Source organism: Isoptericola sp. NPDC056573, from assembly GCF_042793335.1.
GTDB lineage: Bacteria > Actinomycetota > Actinomycetes > Actinomycetales > Cellulomonadaceae > Isoptericola.
Genome location: NZ_JBHTUY010000002.1, coordinates 12869 through 28796, shown reverse-complemented (window position 1 = coordinate 28796; position 15928 = coordinate 12869). Strand labels below are relative to the sequence as shown.

At 74.5% G+C, this 15928-nt stretch carries 13 protein-coding genes; 3 read left to right on the top strand and 10 right to left on the bottom strand.

Annotated elements, in window-relative coordinates:
• Window positions 1-616 precede the first annotated feature (616 nt).
• The gene (locus ACFQ8E_RS02840) at window positions 617-985 is read left to right on the top strand and encodes an Lsr2 family protein (RefSeq protein ID WP_430549063.1); all 369 of its coding nucleotides are present in this window, start codon (window positions 617-619) and stop codon (window positions 983-985) included.
• Window positions 986-1037: 52 nt separating this feature from the next.
• Here the strand turns inward: ACFQ8E_RS02840 and ACFQ8E_RS02835 are convergent, their stop codons facing one another.
• From ACFQ8E_RS02835 to ACFQ8E_RS02790, 10 genes are all read right to left on the bottom strand, one after another.
• Entirely contained in the window at window positions 1038-2594 is a 1557-nt protein-coding gene (locus tag ACFQ8E_RS02835) for a recombinase family protein (RefSeq protein ID WP_430549062.1), read from the bottom strand.
• A gap of 126 nt (window positions 2595-2720) precedes the next feature.
• The gene (locus ACFQ8E_RS02830; protein WP_430549061.1) at window positions 2721-3113 is read right to left on the bottom strand and encodes a fluoride efflux transporter FluC; all 393 of its coding nucleotides are present in this window, start codon (window positions 3111-3113) and stop codon (window positions 2721-2723) included.
• The gene (locus tag ACFQ8E_RS02825) at window positions 3110-3556 is read right to left on the bottom strand and encodes a fluoride efflux transporter FluC (RefSeq protein WP_430549060.1); all 447 of its coding nucleotides are present in this window, start codon (window positions 3554-3556) and stop codon (window positions 3110-3112) included. The genes ACFQ8E_RS02830 and ACFQ8E_RS02825 overlap by 4 nt, the downstream gene beginning before the upstream one ends.
• A complete protein-coding gene (locus tag ACFQ8E_RS02820) occupies window positions 3553-4005 on the bottom strand; it encodes a universal stress protein (protein ID WP_430549059.1) in 453 nt (150 codons plus the stop codon). The genes ACFQ8E_RS02825 and ACFQ8E_RS02820 overlap by 4 nt, the downstream gene beginning before the upstream one ends.
• Window positions 4006-4033: 28 nt before the next feature.
• Window positions 4034-5248, bottom strand: a complete 1215-nt coding sequence (locus tag ACFQ8E_RS02815) for a cation:proton antiporter (RefSeq protein WP_430549058.1) — start codon at window positions 5246-5248, stop codon at window positions 4034-4036.
• A gap of 2 nt (window positions 5249-5250) precedes the next feature.
• Window positions 5251-6561, bottom strand: a complete 1311-nt coding sequence (locus ACFQ8E_RS02810; protein WP_430549057.1) for an AI-2E family transporter — start codon at window positions 6559-6561, stop codon at window positions 5251-5253.
• A gap of 48 nt (window positions 6562-6609) precedes the next feature.
• Complete coding sequence (locus ACFQ8E_RS02805; RefSeq protein ID WP_430549056.1) at window positions 6610-7692, bottom strand: sigma-70 family RNA polymerase sigma factor; 1083 nt, start codon at window positions 7690-7692, stop codon at window positions 6610-6612.
• Window positions 7693-7781: 89 nt separating this feature from the next.
• Window positions 7782-10181, bottom strand: coding sequence for a SpoIIE family protein phosphatase (locus ACFQ8E_RS02800; protein ID WP_430549055.1), 2400 nt, complete (start codon window positions 10179-10181; stop codon window positions 7782-7784).
• 24 nt (window positions 10182-10205) lie between these two features.
• Window positions 10206-13160 (bottom strand): AAA family ATPase, encoded by a 2955-nt coding sequence (locus tag ACFQ8E_RS02795; protein WP_430549054.1) that lies wholly within the window; start codon window positions 13158-13160, stop codon window positions 10206-10208.
• Window positions 13161-13279: 119 nt separating this feature from the next.
• A complete protein-coding gene (locus ACFQ8E_RS02790) occupies window positions 13280-13621 on the bottom strand; it encodes a hypothetical protein (protein WP_430549053.1) in 342 nt (113 codons plus the stop codon).
• A 308-nt stretch (window positions 13622-13929) separates the two neighbouring features.
• Here ACFQ8E_RS02790 and ACFQ8E_RS02785 point away from each other — a divergent pair, with 308 nt between their 5' ends.
• Together ACFQ8E_RS02785 and ACFQ8E_RS02780 are read left to right on the top strand one after the other, a co-directional pair.
• On the top strand, window positions 13930-14634 hold the full coding sequence (locus tag ACFQ8E_RS02785) for a hypothetical protein (protein WP_430549052.1): 705 nt from the start codon (window positions 13930-13932) through the stop codon (window positions 14632-14634).
• A 64-nt stretch (window positions 14635-14698) separates the two neighbouring features.
• Window positions 14699-15910 carry a MalY/PatB family protein gene (locus ACFQ8E_RS02780; RefSeq protein WP_430549051.1) on the top strand — a complete coding sequence of 404 codons (1212 nt, stop codon included), beginning with the start codon at window positions 14699-14701 and terminating at the stop codon, window positions 15908-15910.
• The last annotated feature ends 18 nt before the right edge of the window (window positions 15911-15928 follow it).

Here is a 15928-nt window from a genome sequence, read left to right as displayed (position 1 = left end):
CACTCTCGCCAGGATCGCCAGGCTCAGCCGCTCCCGTACGGCGGCCGGGTCGCTCGGGGCACTGCGCGTTCCACGCGACAGTCGCGTGAGCCGAGACCGAAGGACGTGCGGCTTCGCCGCATCAGTGGGCGTTACGAGTGGGACGTGCGTGATCCAGGGCGCGACGTCGCCAAGGGCTGCCCAGTTGCCAAGAACAGGCGAGACAGAGTCCATGCAGAAGCTCCAGGGGAAAGAAAGGCAGCGCGAACGTTGCGCTGGCTCCCGGCCGGTGCGGGGTGCATGGTTTCCTCGTGTTCTTCTCTTCGATGAATCGCACGACATTCGTTGTCGGCGGGCTTGGCTAACCCCAGAACTAGTTGATGTAACCAGTCGGTTCTGGGCGACGCCTGACCCTACACCTAGTCGACGGGGCGCGTGCGGGAATCGGAATGTGGCGAATGCCGCGTGCCAGGTCCCTTGACGCTGCCGGGCGGGTAGGGCAAATTTCGCCCGCAGCCGTCGCTGTTCGTGCCGACAGGCAACTGACCCGGACAGCGAGCGTCTGGCATGCGCTGAAAGCTCAGGCCTCGCGCACTCCCAGCGAGGATGGCCCTATGCCTCGGTTAGCCTTTGTGTCATGGCCCAACGGATCGAGACCACAATCTTCAGCGACCTTTCCGGCGCTGAAGATGCTGAGCAGTACACCTTCGCCATACTGGGCTCGTCCTATGAGGTCGACCTGACGAAGGACGAAGCCGCCGAGCTGTTCCGTCTGCTCGACCCTTACGTCAAGGCCGGCCGCAAGACCTCCCGACGTGCGTCGCGCAGCGTTCCCTCGTCCCGACTCAACCGCAAGGGCTCCGCCGGGAACCTTGGCGTCTACGGGCGAGTGAAGGACTGGGGCCGTGCCAATGGCTTTGACGTGGCTGACCGTGGCCGGCCGAGTCGCGCTCTTGTCGAGGCATACGAGAAGGCGACGGGCGAAGCCGCCAAGGTCGGCATGTAGGCGGCTCGAGAGGACCCCGGCGCGGCTGCGCGGGGTCCTCTCGGCTCCGGCATCAGTCGCCGGGCTGCCAGGGGTTCACAGGCCGCAGCGCTCTCTGAAGTCCTGCCTCTTCGATCGCGCGCTCCATGTCAATGCTCGTGAACCCGAAAGAGGGTGCTGCCGCACGGGCGGAGCCGCTGGCAGGGATGACCGGCTCAGCCCAGGTGATCGTGAATCTTGCAGGATCAAAGGTCCTGCTTCCGCGAACTCCCTTTCTCACCCTGATCCGCTCGACATACGCCGTCAGGAGGGTGCGCCGTTGCTCGATCGAAGCGGCTTCCCAGAGGTCGCGGACCAAGCCGAGCGGTTCGCGCCGCGTGCTAGCGGTGTCCGCAATGGTGCGCGCGTCCTCTCGGAGGCGGTACAGCGTGCGGTGCCGCTCAAGGAGGGAGGCCTGTGCCTCTGAGCCGGGCTCTGCGTCGGTCAGTCCCCCAGATATCTGCTCTAGGGCCTCCTGGATGGCCGCGAGCTGGTCGACAGCATCGGGATCAGTTTCAGCGATCGTGCGGTAGAACATGACGTCGCCGAAGTTGTCGATGAAGCTGGTCGAGACCCAGGCTTCGATCTTCGCGGCGGCGACGCTTACGGGCTTCTCGCAACGGGCACCGTCGCCGTTGGCACGGCATCCATAGGACTCGACGGACGCCGTCTTCGTGCGTCGGGAGTTCACTCGCAGGGCGCGGCCGCAACCATCGCATTGAAGGAGGCCAGACAGCAGGCGTGCCGCCTTCCGCCGGCTGTGGCCAAGGGGCTTCGCTGCGAGAGCCTCACGGAGCCGGGACGACTCGTCGAGGGTCACGATCGGCTCCCAGGGAGTGAGGGCGAGGCCGTTCGAGTCCCGCAGGACGTCGCCTTGCCGCGTCTGACGACCGAGGATCGCGTCGCCGGTAAGGACGACCCGAAGAGACGAGAGTGACCACGCGGCCGCACGGCGCGGGCGCGAGCCGGCAGCATCGATCACTTGCATCGCTCGGTAGAGGGATCCGCCGTCGAGAACGATTCGGACGGCGTTGCGTACGTGTTCTGCTTCTGACGGTTCGATCTCGAGCGTCCGGCCGTCACCGGAGGGGTGGGGGATCGACCGGTAGCCGTACGGTGTGGGTCCGCCGCGCCAGCGGTCGCCTTGGCTCACTCGGTACGCGATGCCGGATGCGGTCCGTTCGGCGATGGTGCGCGCCTCGAGGCCTGCGAAGACCTGGACCATCTCAGCCATGGCGCGCCCCATGCTGTTGCTGGCGTCGATCGGCTCGGTGGCGGAGACGACGGAGATGCCCTCGTCGAGGAGCGTGCTGAAGTCGGCAACCGAGCGTGCGAGTCGGTCGAGCTTCCAGACGACGACGTGATCCGCGATCCCGTCCGCGACGAGCCGCCGTACCCGGTCGAGCCCAGGTCGGTCGAGCCGTCGCTTGGTCGCTGAGACATCGACGTCTTCGACGATCTCCACGAGGGTCCAGTCACGGTTGGCGACGGTGTCCGAGATGATCTTGCGTTGTTTGGCGATCGATGCGGACTCGTCGCTGTACCGGGAGAGTCGGGCGTAGCCGACGACTCGCGGGCTAGTTGTAGCCATTGGTCTAGTGTATGGTCCTCGTCATCAGGTGGATCTAGGTTGGGTTTGAGGGAAGTCCTCCCTCGCGGAGTCCAGCAGCATGAGGCTCACCGGGTCAGCGTGCCACAGGCCCCCGACCGCGACGCCTCAGAGCAGGAGGCCGAGGCCGATGCCGACGACGACGGCGGCGAGCGTGAGCGCCATGGTGCCGAGCGCGTTGGCCACGGCCAGCCGACGCCGGCCGGAGCGGGCGAGGCGGACGGTCTCGACCATCGCCGTCGAGAAGGTGGTGTAGCCGCCGCAGAACCCGGTCGCGACGCCGAGGCGCCAGGGTTCGAGGTGCTCCGGGTCGCCGGCGCCGAGCAGCACGCCGGTGACCAGCCCGATGAGCAGCGAGCCGGACACGTTCACCACCACCGTGGCCCACGGGAACGCGGCACCGGGGGTCCGGGCTCGCACCGCGCCGTCGACGACGAACCGGGCGGCCGCGCCCAGCCCGCCCGCCACGGCGACGAGCAGCAGGGTCACGGCGGCGCTCATCGCGAGCTCCGACCCGAGCGCCGGCCCGAGCCGAGCAGCACGCCGCCGAGGCAGGCGAGGTACCCGAGCACGAGCGTGCCGCCCGCGTACGCGAACCCCTGGGCGACGTCGCCGGCGGCGAGCAGACGCTCCGTCTCGAGCGCGAGCGACGAGAAGGTCGTGAACCCGCCCAGCACGCCGGTGCCCACGGCCAGGCGGACCCGCTGCACGGCGGGCGTCTCCGGCCCGCGGGCGGCGAGGGACTCCAGCAGCCAGCCCAGCACGAAGGCGCCGAGCACGTTGGCGGCGAAGGTCGCGACCGGCCACCCGTCGACGGCGGGCCACGCCTGCGACAGGCCGAACCGGGCCGCGGTGCCGACGGCGCCTCCGGCCGCGACCAGCGCGACCAGCCCGGGCCGCCGGTGCGCGGGCCTGGTGCGGGCGGGCGGGCTGCCCGCCGTCACGACGCGTCGCCCGCGTGCTGGTCGGGCAGCACGACCACCGGCCGCGGCTGGTCGTGGACGAGGTGCCCCGCGACGGTGCCGCCGACCAGGTGCGTGGCCCAGCCGCGCACGCCGGGCCGCCGGGCGCCCACGACGATCAGGACGGCGTCGTGGGCGGCCGCGAGCCGGGCCAGCTCGGCAGCGGGGTCGCCGGCGGTGCGCTCGAGCCGCCAGCGCACGGGGCTGTCGGCCAGCGCGGCGGCGACGGCGGCGCTCAGCTCGCCGTCGTCGGCGGGGGAGCCGGCGTCGGGGTCCACCGGCACGACGGCGCCGGACGGCTGGCGCACCGACGCCTCGTCCACGGCCACGCACACCAGCTCCGTGCCGAGCGCGGCCGCCAGGTCGGCGGCGCGCCGGGGCACGCTCGGATGGTGGTCGTGGGGCACCCCCACCAGCACCGGACCGGTCATGCCGCCATCGTAGGCAGCGTGCGGGCGGTCAGCCCGACCGGTCCAGGACCGGCAGCCCGTCGTCGTCCAGCCGCTCCAGGTCGTCGGAGCGCACGCCGAGGAGCTTCGCCACGGGCGTGCCGGTGAACCCGTAGACGATCGCGGTGAGCAGCACGACGCCGAAGATCACGGGCACGAGCTGGGGGAACGGCTCGTCGGCGTCCTCGAACCGCAGCGCGAACACGGAGGCGGTGGACGCGGCGACGATGCCGCGCGGCGCCATCCAGCCGATCATCGCGCGCTGCGACCAGGGGAGGCTGGTGCCCAGCGTGGACACCGATGCCACGAGCGGTCGCAGCACCAGCACCAGCAGCGCGACGATCCCGATGGTCGGCAGCGCGTACCGCGCCAGGGCGTCCAGGTCGATCCGTGCCGACAGCACCACGAACAACGAGCCGATGAGCAGCAGCCCGACGTGGGTGCCGAACTCGTGCAGCGGCTCGGTGCGCGCCACCCGCTGGTTCGCCAGGGCGGCGCCGAGTGCGGTGGTGGCGAACAGCCCCGCCTCGTCCTGCCCGGCCTCGGCGAGCGCGTAGGCCCCGAGCGCGAACGCGACCGCGAGCACCACCTCGGTCTCCTTCGGGACCCTGCCGAAGCGGATGAGCAGCACGAGCAGCGCTGCCGCGACGCCGCCGACGACGAGCCCCCACGCGGACGTCAGCAGCAGGCTGGTGGTCTCGGCGTGCAGGACGACGTTCGCCACGGCGAGCGCGACGGTCGCCCCGATGGGGTCGATGAAGATGCCCTCGAACGCGAGCACCGACTCCGCGGGCTGCTTGGGGCGGATGATCGCGAGCAGCGGCCCGACGACGGTGGGCCCGGAGACGATGAGGATGGCGCCGATCACCGCGGACCGTCCCCACGACAGGTCGAGGAACAGGTGGGCGATCACCGTCGCGCCCAGGCCGGTGAGCAGCGCGCCGGTGGTGACGAGCCCGAGGACGGGGCGGCGCGCGCCGCCCCGCAGACGGGCGAAGTCGAGCTTGAGCGACTCCTCGAAGAGCAGCAGGCCCACGGCCATCGAGACCAGGGGGAAGAGGGAGTCGCCGAAGACCTCGTCCGGGTCGAGCCACCCGAGCACGGGTCCCACGAGGAGGCCCAGCACGAGCAGCAGCAGGATGGACGGCACCCGCAGGCGCTTGGCCGCGACCTGGCCGGCCACGCCCACGGCGACGACCAGCGCGATCCCTCCGACGAGGTCCATGCTCACTCCTCCGCGCCGTCGCGCCGGCGGGCCTCGGCCTCGCGGGCGGCGCGCTCGCCGGCCTCGAGGTTGCGTCGACGCCGCGACGACCACACGCCCTCGCCGCGGCCGGACGGTTCGTCAGGGTCGTGCAGCAGCGTCGAGTCCACGAGCTCGTGCCGCTGCAGGTAGGTGTTCCCGAGGGCCTGCACGGTCGCGAGGATCGGCAGGGCGAGGAAGGCGCCGAGGGCGCCGAAGACGGCGCCGAACCCGAGGACGCCGACGAACGACACGGCCGGGTTCATCTCCAGCGCCCGGGCGCTGACCTTCGGGGAGAAGATGAGGTTCTCCACCTGCTGGTACGCGACGATGAAGACCAGCACGGCGATCGCCTGCGGCAGCCCCTGCGCGGCGAGCGCGACCGCCACGGGCAGCGCGCCGCCGATGTACGTGCCGATGGTGGGCACGAACTGCGACACGACGCCGGTGAAGACGGCCAGCGGCAGCGCGTACGGCGTCTGCACGATCAGCAGAAAGACGAACGTGAAGACGCTCGACAGGGCGGCAAGCACGACGCGGGAGCTGATGAAGTCGGAGACCTTCACCTGCGTGATCTCCCACAGGGTCAGCACCTCCTGCTGCCGGTCGGGCCGCAGCCACGCGCAGATCGCGGCGCGGAACTTGGGGCCCGCCGCCATGACGTAGTACGTGATCAGCAGGATCGTGGTGATCGCGAACAGGACCCCCACGATCGACGCCCCGATGCTGAGGGCACCCGTGGCGACGTCCTGCCCCCACTGGTCGAGAGCCTGCGCGACGAGGTCGTCCGAGTCGGGGACCGTGACGTCCCAGCGCGCCTCGATGCCCTGCTGGATGCTCGTGTAGAGGTCGGGCAGCGACGCGACGAGCTGGATCAGCTGCTGCACGAACAGGTTGCCGAACAGCGCGAACACCCCGAGCACGACGACGATCGCCCCGCCCAGCGACACGCCCGCGGCCGCGCCGCGGCGCCACCCGTGCCGCACCAGCCACACGACGATCGGCTCGAGCGCGAGCGCGACGAAGAAGGAGATGAGCACGTTGACGGCCAGCCCGCCGAGCTGGCCGAACGCGTACGAGAGGAAGGTGGCGACGAACACGGCCACCACGACCATCGCCAGCGCCCGCGGCAGCCACCGCGGCGGGTTCTTGCTGTCGTGCTGGACGGGACGGACGGAGTCGTCGACCTCGTCATCGACCTCGTCGTCGACCTCGCGGTCGACGCGATCGTCCGGCGGGGGCGCGGGCGTCCCGGTGGGGGGCACGCCCTCGGGGTGCGGGGCGTCCGTGGTCATGCGGGCAACGTAGCCCAGCGCGGCCCGCAGGGCGCGCTGGGCCGCAGGTCAGAGGGCGGGCAGCCGGTCGGGCAGGCCGAACCGGGGGAACCAGGTGGCGGTGTCGAGGAACGTCGTGATGCCGGTGATGCGGCCGCTGCCGTCGTCCTCCAGCACGGCGAGCCCCCACGGCGACCAGCCGCCGGTCGGGTCGCGCCGGTACTGGCCGTACGCCATCGAGCCGTTCGCCTGCACGGGCACGCAGCGGGACCCCCGGCAGCCGGCGCCGGGGCCCGTCATCCAGCGGATCACCTCGGAGCGCCCGTGCACCCACATCGTGTACGGCGGCATGTTGAGGACGGCGTCCTCGTGCAGCAGCGCCACCAGGGCGTCCATGTCGTAGCGCTCGAACGCGTCCAGGTACCGCTCGAGCAGCTGCTGGTCGATCTCGGCCCACTGCGGCTCCGGGAGGTCCGCACCCTCGCCGTGGCCGCCCGCCCGGCGCAGGCCCTTGCTGCCGAGGGTGGCACGGGCCCGCTGCAGGGCGCTGTTCACGGACGCGACCGTGGTGTCGAGGAGCGCGGCGACCTCCGCCGCCGACCAGCGCAGCACCTCGCGCAGCACCAGGACGGCGCGCTGCCTGGCCGGCAGGTGCTGGAGCGCGGCCACGAACGCCAGGCGGATCGACTCGCGGCCCACCGCGACGTCGGCCGGGTCGCCCTCGCGCGGCAGGACGGCGTCGTCCGGCACGGGCTCGAGCCACCGGTCCTCGGCGAGCACGTCGCCGAAGTACTGCTCCTCCGCGGGCTGCGGCCCGCCCAGCCCCATCGGGCGCTCCCGCCGCTTGGACGACCCGAGGTGGTCGAAGCACACGTTGGTCGCGATGCGGTACAGCCACGACCGCAGCGACGACCGGCCCTCGAACCGGTCGTACGAGCGCCAGGCGCGCAGCAGCGTCTCCTGCACCGCGTCGTCGGCCTCGAACGCGCCGCCGAGCATGCGGTAGCAGTAGCCGGTGAGCTCGCGCCGGTACGGCTCGAGCAGGGCGCCGACGTCCTCGCCCTCGCCGCCGGACGTGGACGGGGTGGGGGCACCGGTCGCCGTCGCCCGGGGTCGGGGCGGCGCGTCGGAGCGCTGGGCGGTGTGTGTCACGTCTCACACCGTACGACGGACCGCCGACACCCGGGAGGGGTGTCGCCCGGGGCGACCGAGCGGCCCAGGGACGGCGGGCGGGGGCTCGCTCAGCGCCGGTCGTCGCGCAGCACGCGCTCGACCAGGGGGACGGCGCCGGTGGCGGGTGTCGGCGGGCGCACGCGCGACACCGTGCCGGTGAGCGGCCGGGCCTCGCGGTCGATCTCGAACCACACCGTCTTGCCCTCGACGACGCCCGAGTGCCGCCCCACGGCGTCGGAGCCGTCGTGCAGCTGCACGCCCCACCGGGACGCGAGGCGGTCCAGGAAGAGCACGCCGCGGCCCGACAGGTCCTGCGGCCGGGGGGACTGCAGCTCCGGCTCGGCGATGCTGCCGTCGCGGACGCCCACGCGCAGGCGGCGGCCGTCCACCTCGACCGTCGCCGTGATCGGCCCGTCGCCGTGCTCCAGCGCGTTGGTCAGCACCTCGCTGGTCAGGAGCATCGCGGTCCGCCGCTGCTCGTCCGACACGTCGCACGACTCGAGCACGTCGTCCACCCACCGGCGCGCCGGGCCGAGGTCGCTGAGGTCGTCGTCGGCGACGCGCCGCTCCGCCTTCGCGGGCCCGGCCGACGACGGCGGCCCGGACGGGGCGGGGACGCGCACGCGCAGGGCCAGCACCGCGACGTCGTCGCGCTGCGCGTCGCCCACGAGGCCGCGCACCAGAGCGCGGGGGACGGCGGACGTCGCCTCGCCGTGCGCGGAGCGCAGCACCGTCTCCAGGTCGGACAGCCGCTCGTCGCTCGGGACGCCGCGGCGCTCCACCAGCCCGTCCGTGTAGAGCACGAGGGTGTCGCCCGGCAGGAGGCGGGAGGTGCGGTCCACGCGGGGCGTCGTGGGCACCACGCCCAGCAGCAGGTCGGGGGTCTCGGACAGGCGCTCGACCCGGCCGTCGCGGCGCAGCACCATCGGCGGCGGGTGCCCCGCCACCGACCACGTGAGCGTGTAGGCGCGCTCGGGCCGCTCGGCCGGCGGGGAACCCTCGAGGGCCTCCTTCGGGCACGGCGCCGGGTCGCGGTCCAGGCGCGCGACGACGGCGGTCGCCATCGCCCGCGGGCCGAGCCGCGCGTTCGCCTTGTCGAGGCGGGTCAGCAGCCCGGCCGGCGACTCGTCGTGGCTCCACGCGAGCGCCCGCAGCATGGAGCGCAGCTGGCCCATCTGGGCGGCGGCGTGCACGTCGTGGCCCGCGACGTCGCCGATCATGACGATCGCGGTGCCGTCGTCGCGCACCACCGCGTCGTACCAGTCGCCGCCCACCTGGTCGGTGCGCGCGGCGGGGGAGTAGGTGGTCGCGATGTCGAGGTGCGCCACCGTGGGCGGCGCGGTGAGCATCGACTCCTGCAGCGTGGTCGCGACCCGCCGCCGTGCCTCCAGCAGCGCCACCCGCTCGAGCGCGAGCGCCACGTACCTGCTGATCGTCGACTCGAGGGCCGCCGTCTCGGCGTCGTGCTCGCGGGCCTGGTCCCACACGCAGGCGATGACGCCCACGACCATGCCGTTCGACATCACGGGCAGGAACGACCGCGCGCCCTCCGACACGGAGCCCACGGGACCCATCTCGGGGTACGTCGCGACCATCTCGGCGTGGTCGCGGAACCGCAGGGCGGCGCGGCTGCGCACGACGTGCGTGTCGGGCCGGGGCGCGTCGAGACGCGTGCTGCGCAGGGCCGGCTCGCCGGGGTGGTGGTGCCCCACGGTGAAGAACGACAGGTGCCGCCGGTCGGCGTCGACCAGCGCCAGCGACACCCAGCGGGCGCCCGTGCCGGTGCCGATGACGTGCGCGATGGCGTCCTCGACCTCGTCCAGCGTGGTGACGCGCGCGAACCGCTCCGACAGCCCGAGCAGGAACCGCGACCGGCGGTGCGCGCGGAACGCCACCTGCTCGGCCAGCCGTGCGCGCTCCCGCTCCGCGCGCAGCCGCAGCTCGCCCGACGCCGCGGCGGACAGGTCGGCGAGGGTGGCGAGATCCGTCTCGGTCCAGGTCCGCGGCACGGACGACACCGCCCACAGCGCGCCCACCACGTGTCCGCGGGCGTCCTCGATCGGGTAGCCCGCGTACGCGGCGAGCACCAGGTCGCCGATCGTGTGCCGGCCGGCCACGCGCGGGTCGTCGTCGGCGTCGCCCACGACGAGGGGGGTGCGGGTGCGCGCGACGGTCGCCGTCAGGGGCCGGGGGAGCTCGAGGCGGCGGCTGCGCTGCGCGTCCGCGGGGAACCCGACGGCGCCGGGGAGCGTCTTGACGTCGCCGTCGTCGGTGAGCATGACGACGGCGGCCGCGGGCACGCCGAGCTGTCGGTGCACGAGCCGCGCGATGCGGTCGAACACCTCGTCTGCGACGGGCTCACCGTTGGCCGGGCCGGGCGACGGGCCGGGCACGCGGTCGGAGGCGGGACCGGGCACGGGGCCGGGCGACGGGCCGGACAGGGAGCCGACAGCCTGGGCTTCCGGCACGGGCCCAGTATGGACCTCGAACGGTCAGACGCCGATCAGCCCGCGCCGGTGCGCGACCGCGACCGCCTCCGCCCGCCCGGACACGCCCAGCTTCGCGAGCAGGTTCGACACGTGCACGCTGACCGTCTTCGTGGAGATGTACAGCCGTTCTCCGATCTGCCGGTTGCTCAGCCCCTGCGCCACCAGCACCAGCACCTCCTCCTCGCGCTCCGTGAGGACCGAGGACGTGCGGCGGCCGCCGGGCAGCGGCACGCGGGTGCGGCGGCCCCACGCGTGGATCGCGTCGGCGAGGGGTGCGGCGCCCATGTCGACGGCCTCGCCGAGCGCCTCGGCGGCCTCGACCTCGGCCGCCGGCACGTCGCCGGACGCCCGCAGCGCCTGCGCCCAGCGGAACCGGGACCGCGCCACCTCGTAGCGGTACCCGAAGTCGAACTCCTTGACCGTCGCCTCCCACAGCCCGGGGTCGGCGGGGGCGTCGGTGAGCGCGGCCCGCAGCCGGGAGTGCTCCGCCGCCGCGCGGCTCAGCCACGCCCGGCCCTCGGGGCCGAGACGGCCGCCGCGGGGGCGCCCGCGCCGGGCGGTCTCCTGCGCGACGGCGAGGAGGGCGTCGCCGCGGTCGAGCAGCTCCTGCGCGGCGTCGGCGGCGTGGGGGCCGCCCTCCGCGTCCTCCGCGAGCGCCGCCAGCGCCAGCGCGGACAGCCAGATGCGGCCGAGGAAGAACTCGGACCAGGTGGCGCCCAGGTGGGTGGCGACCTCCTCGGCCGTCGTGACCGCCTCGCCGTAGCGGCCGGCCCACGTGAGCGCGTCGGCGTGGGTGCCCCCGGCGATGAGGGCGATCTGCCCGTCGTTCCCCCAGTGCACGCGCATGTCCTGCGCCGCGCCGATCGCGTCGCCGCCCTCGCGGGCGACCTGCGCGTACAGCCCGCCCGCGGCGAGGTACGGCACCACGCTCGCGGGGGCGCCCTCGGGCACCGGCCAGCGGGACAGGTCACCCGTGAGGTAGGCGCGGATCTGCGCGAGGTCGACCATCTCCAGGCCGTACGCGCCCCACGTGACGCCGGTCGAGCGGGCGCGCGCCATGCCGGCGTCGAGCACCTGGGCGGACAGGTCGAGGTGGCCCGCGTAGAAGTGGGTGGCGGCCAGGTTGTACCAGCAGCGCATCTCGGTGCGCAGGTCGCCCGCCACGACGGCGCGCTCCCGGGCACGTTCGAGCAGGTCGGCCGCGGTGTCCGGCGTGCCGACCTCCAGCATGGCGAGCGTCGTGAGGGCGTCGGCCTCGGCGTCGGGGGCGTCGGCCCGGCGGGCGACGTCGACCGCCTGCCGGGCGAACGCGCCCGCCTCGTCGTCGCGGTCGTTGTTGAGCAGCACGCGGGAGTGCACGGCGAGCGTCCACGCGAGCTCGGGGGTCGCGACGTCGTCGGGCACCTCGACGTCGAGGGCGGAGGCGGCGTCGGTCGCGCCGGGCAGCAGCACGTCGAGCGCGCGGGTGGACTGGGTCAGGGCGTCGACGAGGTCCTCCATGTCCAGCACGTACCGCACCAGCACGTGCCGCAGGCGGGCCTGCCGCTCGGGGTCGGCGTCGAGCCCCTCGACGGCACGCCGGGCCAGCTGCTCCGCCCGCGTCGCCTGGCCTGCGGAGCTCGCGGCGGCCGCGGTGTCGAGGGCGACGGTGACCCGGTCGGTGCCGAGCAGCTCCGCGGCGTCCGGCACGGACTCCCACAGGGAGAGCACCTGCTCCAGGTGCCGCACCTCCTCCGCCGGGGCGAGCATCGTGGCCGCGCTGCGGGCGGCGTCGCGGGACGCGACGAGCGCGGCGGGCAGGTCGTGGCCCTCCAGGGCGTGGTGGGCGCGCTTCGCCGCCTTCCCGAGGGCGGGGTCGGCCGTCAGGGCGTCGAGGTAGGCGCGGTGCATGGTGGTGCGCTCGCCCGGCAGCAGGTCGAGGACGAGCGCCTCGGCGACGAGGGCGTGCCGGAACGCGACGTGCTGGCCCTCGACGCGCAGCACCTGCTGTGCCACGGCCTCGCGCAGGGCGGCGTCGGTGGCGCCGGGCGCGTCGAGCCCGGGCAGGCGGGGCGCGGTGGCGCGCAGCAGCGCCTCGTCCACCTGCCGCCCGGCGACGGCGGCGAGGCGCACGAGCTGCTGCACGGCCGGGTCGAGGCGCTGCAGGCGGGCGTGCAGCACGTCGGCCAGGGACCACGGCAGGCCGGTCGAGGACTGGCCCGCGTCGAGCAGCTCCTCGGCGAAGAAGGCGTTGCCGTCCGACCGGCTGCGCACGGCGTCGAACTCGGCCTCGCCGAGGGGCTCGCCGCGGGTGGCGGTGGTGAACTCGCGCAGCTCGTCGGGGGTGAAGGGCGACAGCTCGACGTGCGTCACCGGGCGCTGGCGGTACAGCTCCGCGAGGACGGGGCGCAGGGGGTGGCGGCGGTGCAGGTCGTCGCTGCGGTACGTGGCGACGAGCAGCAGGTGCTCGGACCGCAGCCGGGCGACGACGAACCGCAGCACGTCGCGCGTGGACTCGTCCGCCCAGTGCACGTCCTCGACGATCAGCACGAGCGGTGAGCCCGCCCGGCCGGCGGCGGCGAGGCTGCCCGCGACGCCGTCGAGGAGCTGGAGCCGCTCCGCGTGGTCCGCACCGCCGTCGGCGCCGCCCGCCGGGTCGAGCAGGCGGGCGAGGGCCGGGCGCTCGGCGACCACCTGGGCCACCGCGGGCACGCCGCGCAGCTCGGTCAGCGCCTCCGTGAACGGCAGGTACGGGATGCCGACGTCACCCAGGTCCACGCAGTGCGCGACGACGACGCGCGCCCCGGCGTCGCGCGCGGCGTCCGCGAGGTGCGTGACCAGGCGCGTCTTGCCCACCCCGGCGTCGCCGCCGAGCAGGAGGACGCCGGGCTCGCCCTCCGCGGCGCGCTCCAGCGCGCCGCGGAAGGCGGTGACCTCCTCCTGGCGGGCGATCAGGGGCACCTCGCTGGAACGTCGCACGAGGTGATCGTCCCACCGGCCGCCCACACCCGCCGCCGGTTTTCCGTGCTCGCCGACCCGCGCCGTCGCCGTGTCTGCCGCCGTGCCGACCGCCGTGCCGACCGCCGTGCCGCGCACGGTCAGGCGGCCCGGCGTCCGGCGCCGTCCTGGGGACGCAGCGCGTCCAGCCCGTGGGCGATCTGGTCGGCCCGGCGGGTCACCTGGAGGTCCCACGCGCGGGCGTCGGTCCGCGCGGCGACGGCGTCGAGCGTCGAGCCGAGCCGCTGCACGGCCTCGCGGTCCGCGGCCCGGGACCGCGCACGGCGGGCCAGGTCCCGGACCCCGCGACCGGCCGCGCCGGCCACGCGGCCCACCGTGCGCACCCACGCCGGCGTCCCGCGCTGGTAGGTCTCGGCCATCCGCTCGCGCCGGTAGTCCAGCTCGGCCAGGACGGCCAGGTCCCGCGACGTCATCTCGTTCATGTCCTCGTCCCCTCACCGGCCGGGGTCCCCGGCCCTGCGTGCCGGCCACCGCCGGCTCCTCGATCTCGTGGTGACCACGCTCGTCCTGAGGCCCCCGGGCGGGCATCGGGCAACTGCCCCGTCTTCCGGGACGGGGGTACCTCAGACGACGCCGCGACCTGGGCCTCCGCCGGTCTGAGGTACCCCCGCGGCGGGGCTGAGGGGTACCGAGGCCGGGGCTGGACGGGCCTTCGCCCGCGCCAGCCGTTGCGACCTGGGTCACAGCGGTCGCACACTGGGGAAGACCGGACCTATACGGGGGTGGACTCGTGGCTGGATCTGTTGCAGGCGCCTTCGACGCGCTGCCGATGCTCGGGCGTGGCAAGCACCGCAACCCCAAGAAGGGCGCGTGCTTCATGGAGCTGGCGTCGTTCCTGGCCGGTGAACGCTGGAGCGATCATCCGCAGTGCACGCACCCGCTGCTCGCGATGCTGGCCCGTGCCGTGAACGACCTGACCTCCGACGGGAGCCGGCCGCAGCTCGCGCCGCTCATCCCCTCGGTCATCGGGCTGACCAGCAGCGACCCGCGGTGGGACGTGCAGATCGCGCTGCGCGCCGCGCAGACGGCGCTGCCCGTCGCGCCCGCCGACCGGCAGCAGACGCTGGCCGTGGCGATCATCGGTGCGGAGCGCATGCTCGACGCCCTGGACGGGCGCCCCGAGGGCACGCTCGACCCGGCCAGCGCCGACGCGCTCGCCGCGTCGCCGAAGACGGCCGAGTGGGCGTACCGGTTCTGCGAGGGCACGCGCGTGCGGCCCAAGCGGTTCGTGCGCGACGCCGCGCCGTCCGTCGTGTCCACGGCGGTGCAGGGCATCAGCGAGGCGTTCGTGCCCGACACGGACGCCCGGCTGCGCACCCTGCTCGCCGCCACCATCGAGGATGCCCGGCGCTGGGCCGGCCACACCGACGAGGACCGCCCGGCGCTCGTCGAGGAGCAGTGGGCCCCGGTGGTGAAGACGGTCCCGTCCGCCTGACCCACGCCGAGGTAGCACCCCTCGCGCCGAGGTAGCACGCGGGCGCCTCTGGTAGACCGGAGCCGTGACCGACAACCCGCTGGAGCAGCTCACCCTCGACGACCTGCGCCGTCGCACGTCCGTGAAGTGGCGGGCCTACCCGCCGGACGTGCTGCCGCTGTTCGTCGCCGAGATGGACACGCCCGTCGCGCCCGCCGTCGTCGACGCGGTGCAGGGGGCGCTGGCCCTCGGGGACACCGGGTACGACGTCGGCACGGCCTATGCCGAGGCGCTCGCACCGTTCGCGCGGGAGCGCTGGGGGTGGGCGCCGGACGTCGCGTCCAGCCGCACGATGCCGGACGTCATGGTGGCGATCGTCGAGGTGCTGCGCGTGCTCACCGCCCCCGGCGACGCCGTCGTCGTCACGCCGCCCGTGTACCCGCCGTTCTACGGCTTTCCGGGCAACGAGGGGCGACACGTCGTGGAGGCGCCCCTGGGCGCCGACCTGCGGCTCGACCTCGGCGCGCTCGAGGCCGCGTTCGCGCGGGTCACGGGCGCCGCCGCCCACGGCGCCGGGCCCGGCTCCGGCCGGCGCGCCGTCCTGCTGCTGTGCAACCCGCACAACCCCACCGGCACCGTGCACACCCGCGCGGAGCTCGAGGCGGTGCTGACGCTCGCCGACCGGTACGGGGTGCGGGTGGTGGCCGACGAGGTGCACGCCCCGTTCACGTTCGAGAGCGTGGCCGACGGCGCGCCCGCGTTCGTGCCGCTGCTGTCGGTGGCGGGCGCGGAGCGGGCGGTCGTCGTGCAGTCGGCGTCCAAGGCGTTCCACCTCGCGGGGCTGCGTGCCGCGGTCGCGCTCGGCGGGCCGGGCGCGGCCGACGACCTGCGCCGGATCCCCGAGGAGGCGGGCCACGCCGTCAACCACCTCGCGGTGCTGGCGCACGCGGCGGCCTACCGCGACGGCGGTCCGTGGCTGGACGCCCTGCTCGCGGGCGTGCACGCGAACCGAGGGCTGCTCGCGCGCCTGCTGGCGGCGCACGCCCCCGCCGTGCGGCTCCAGCCCGCCGACGCCACCTACCTGGCCTGGCTCGACCTGCGCGGTGCCCTGCCCGGTGGCGTCCCCGCGGCCGACGCCGCCGCGCTCGTGCTGGAGCGCGGCCGCCTCGCCCTCGAGGACGGCGTGCGGTTCGGCGCCGGCGGGGCCGGGTGGCTGCGGCTCAACCTCGCGACGTCCACGGCCGTGCTCACCGAGGCCGCGGAGCGCCTCGGCCGCGCGCTCGCCGTGCCGAGGTAGCACCGGACCGTGCCGAGG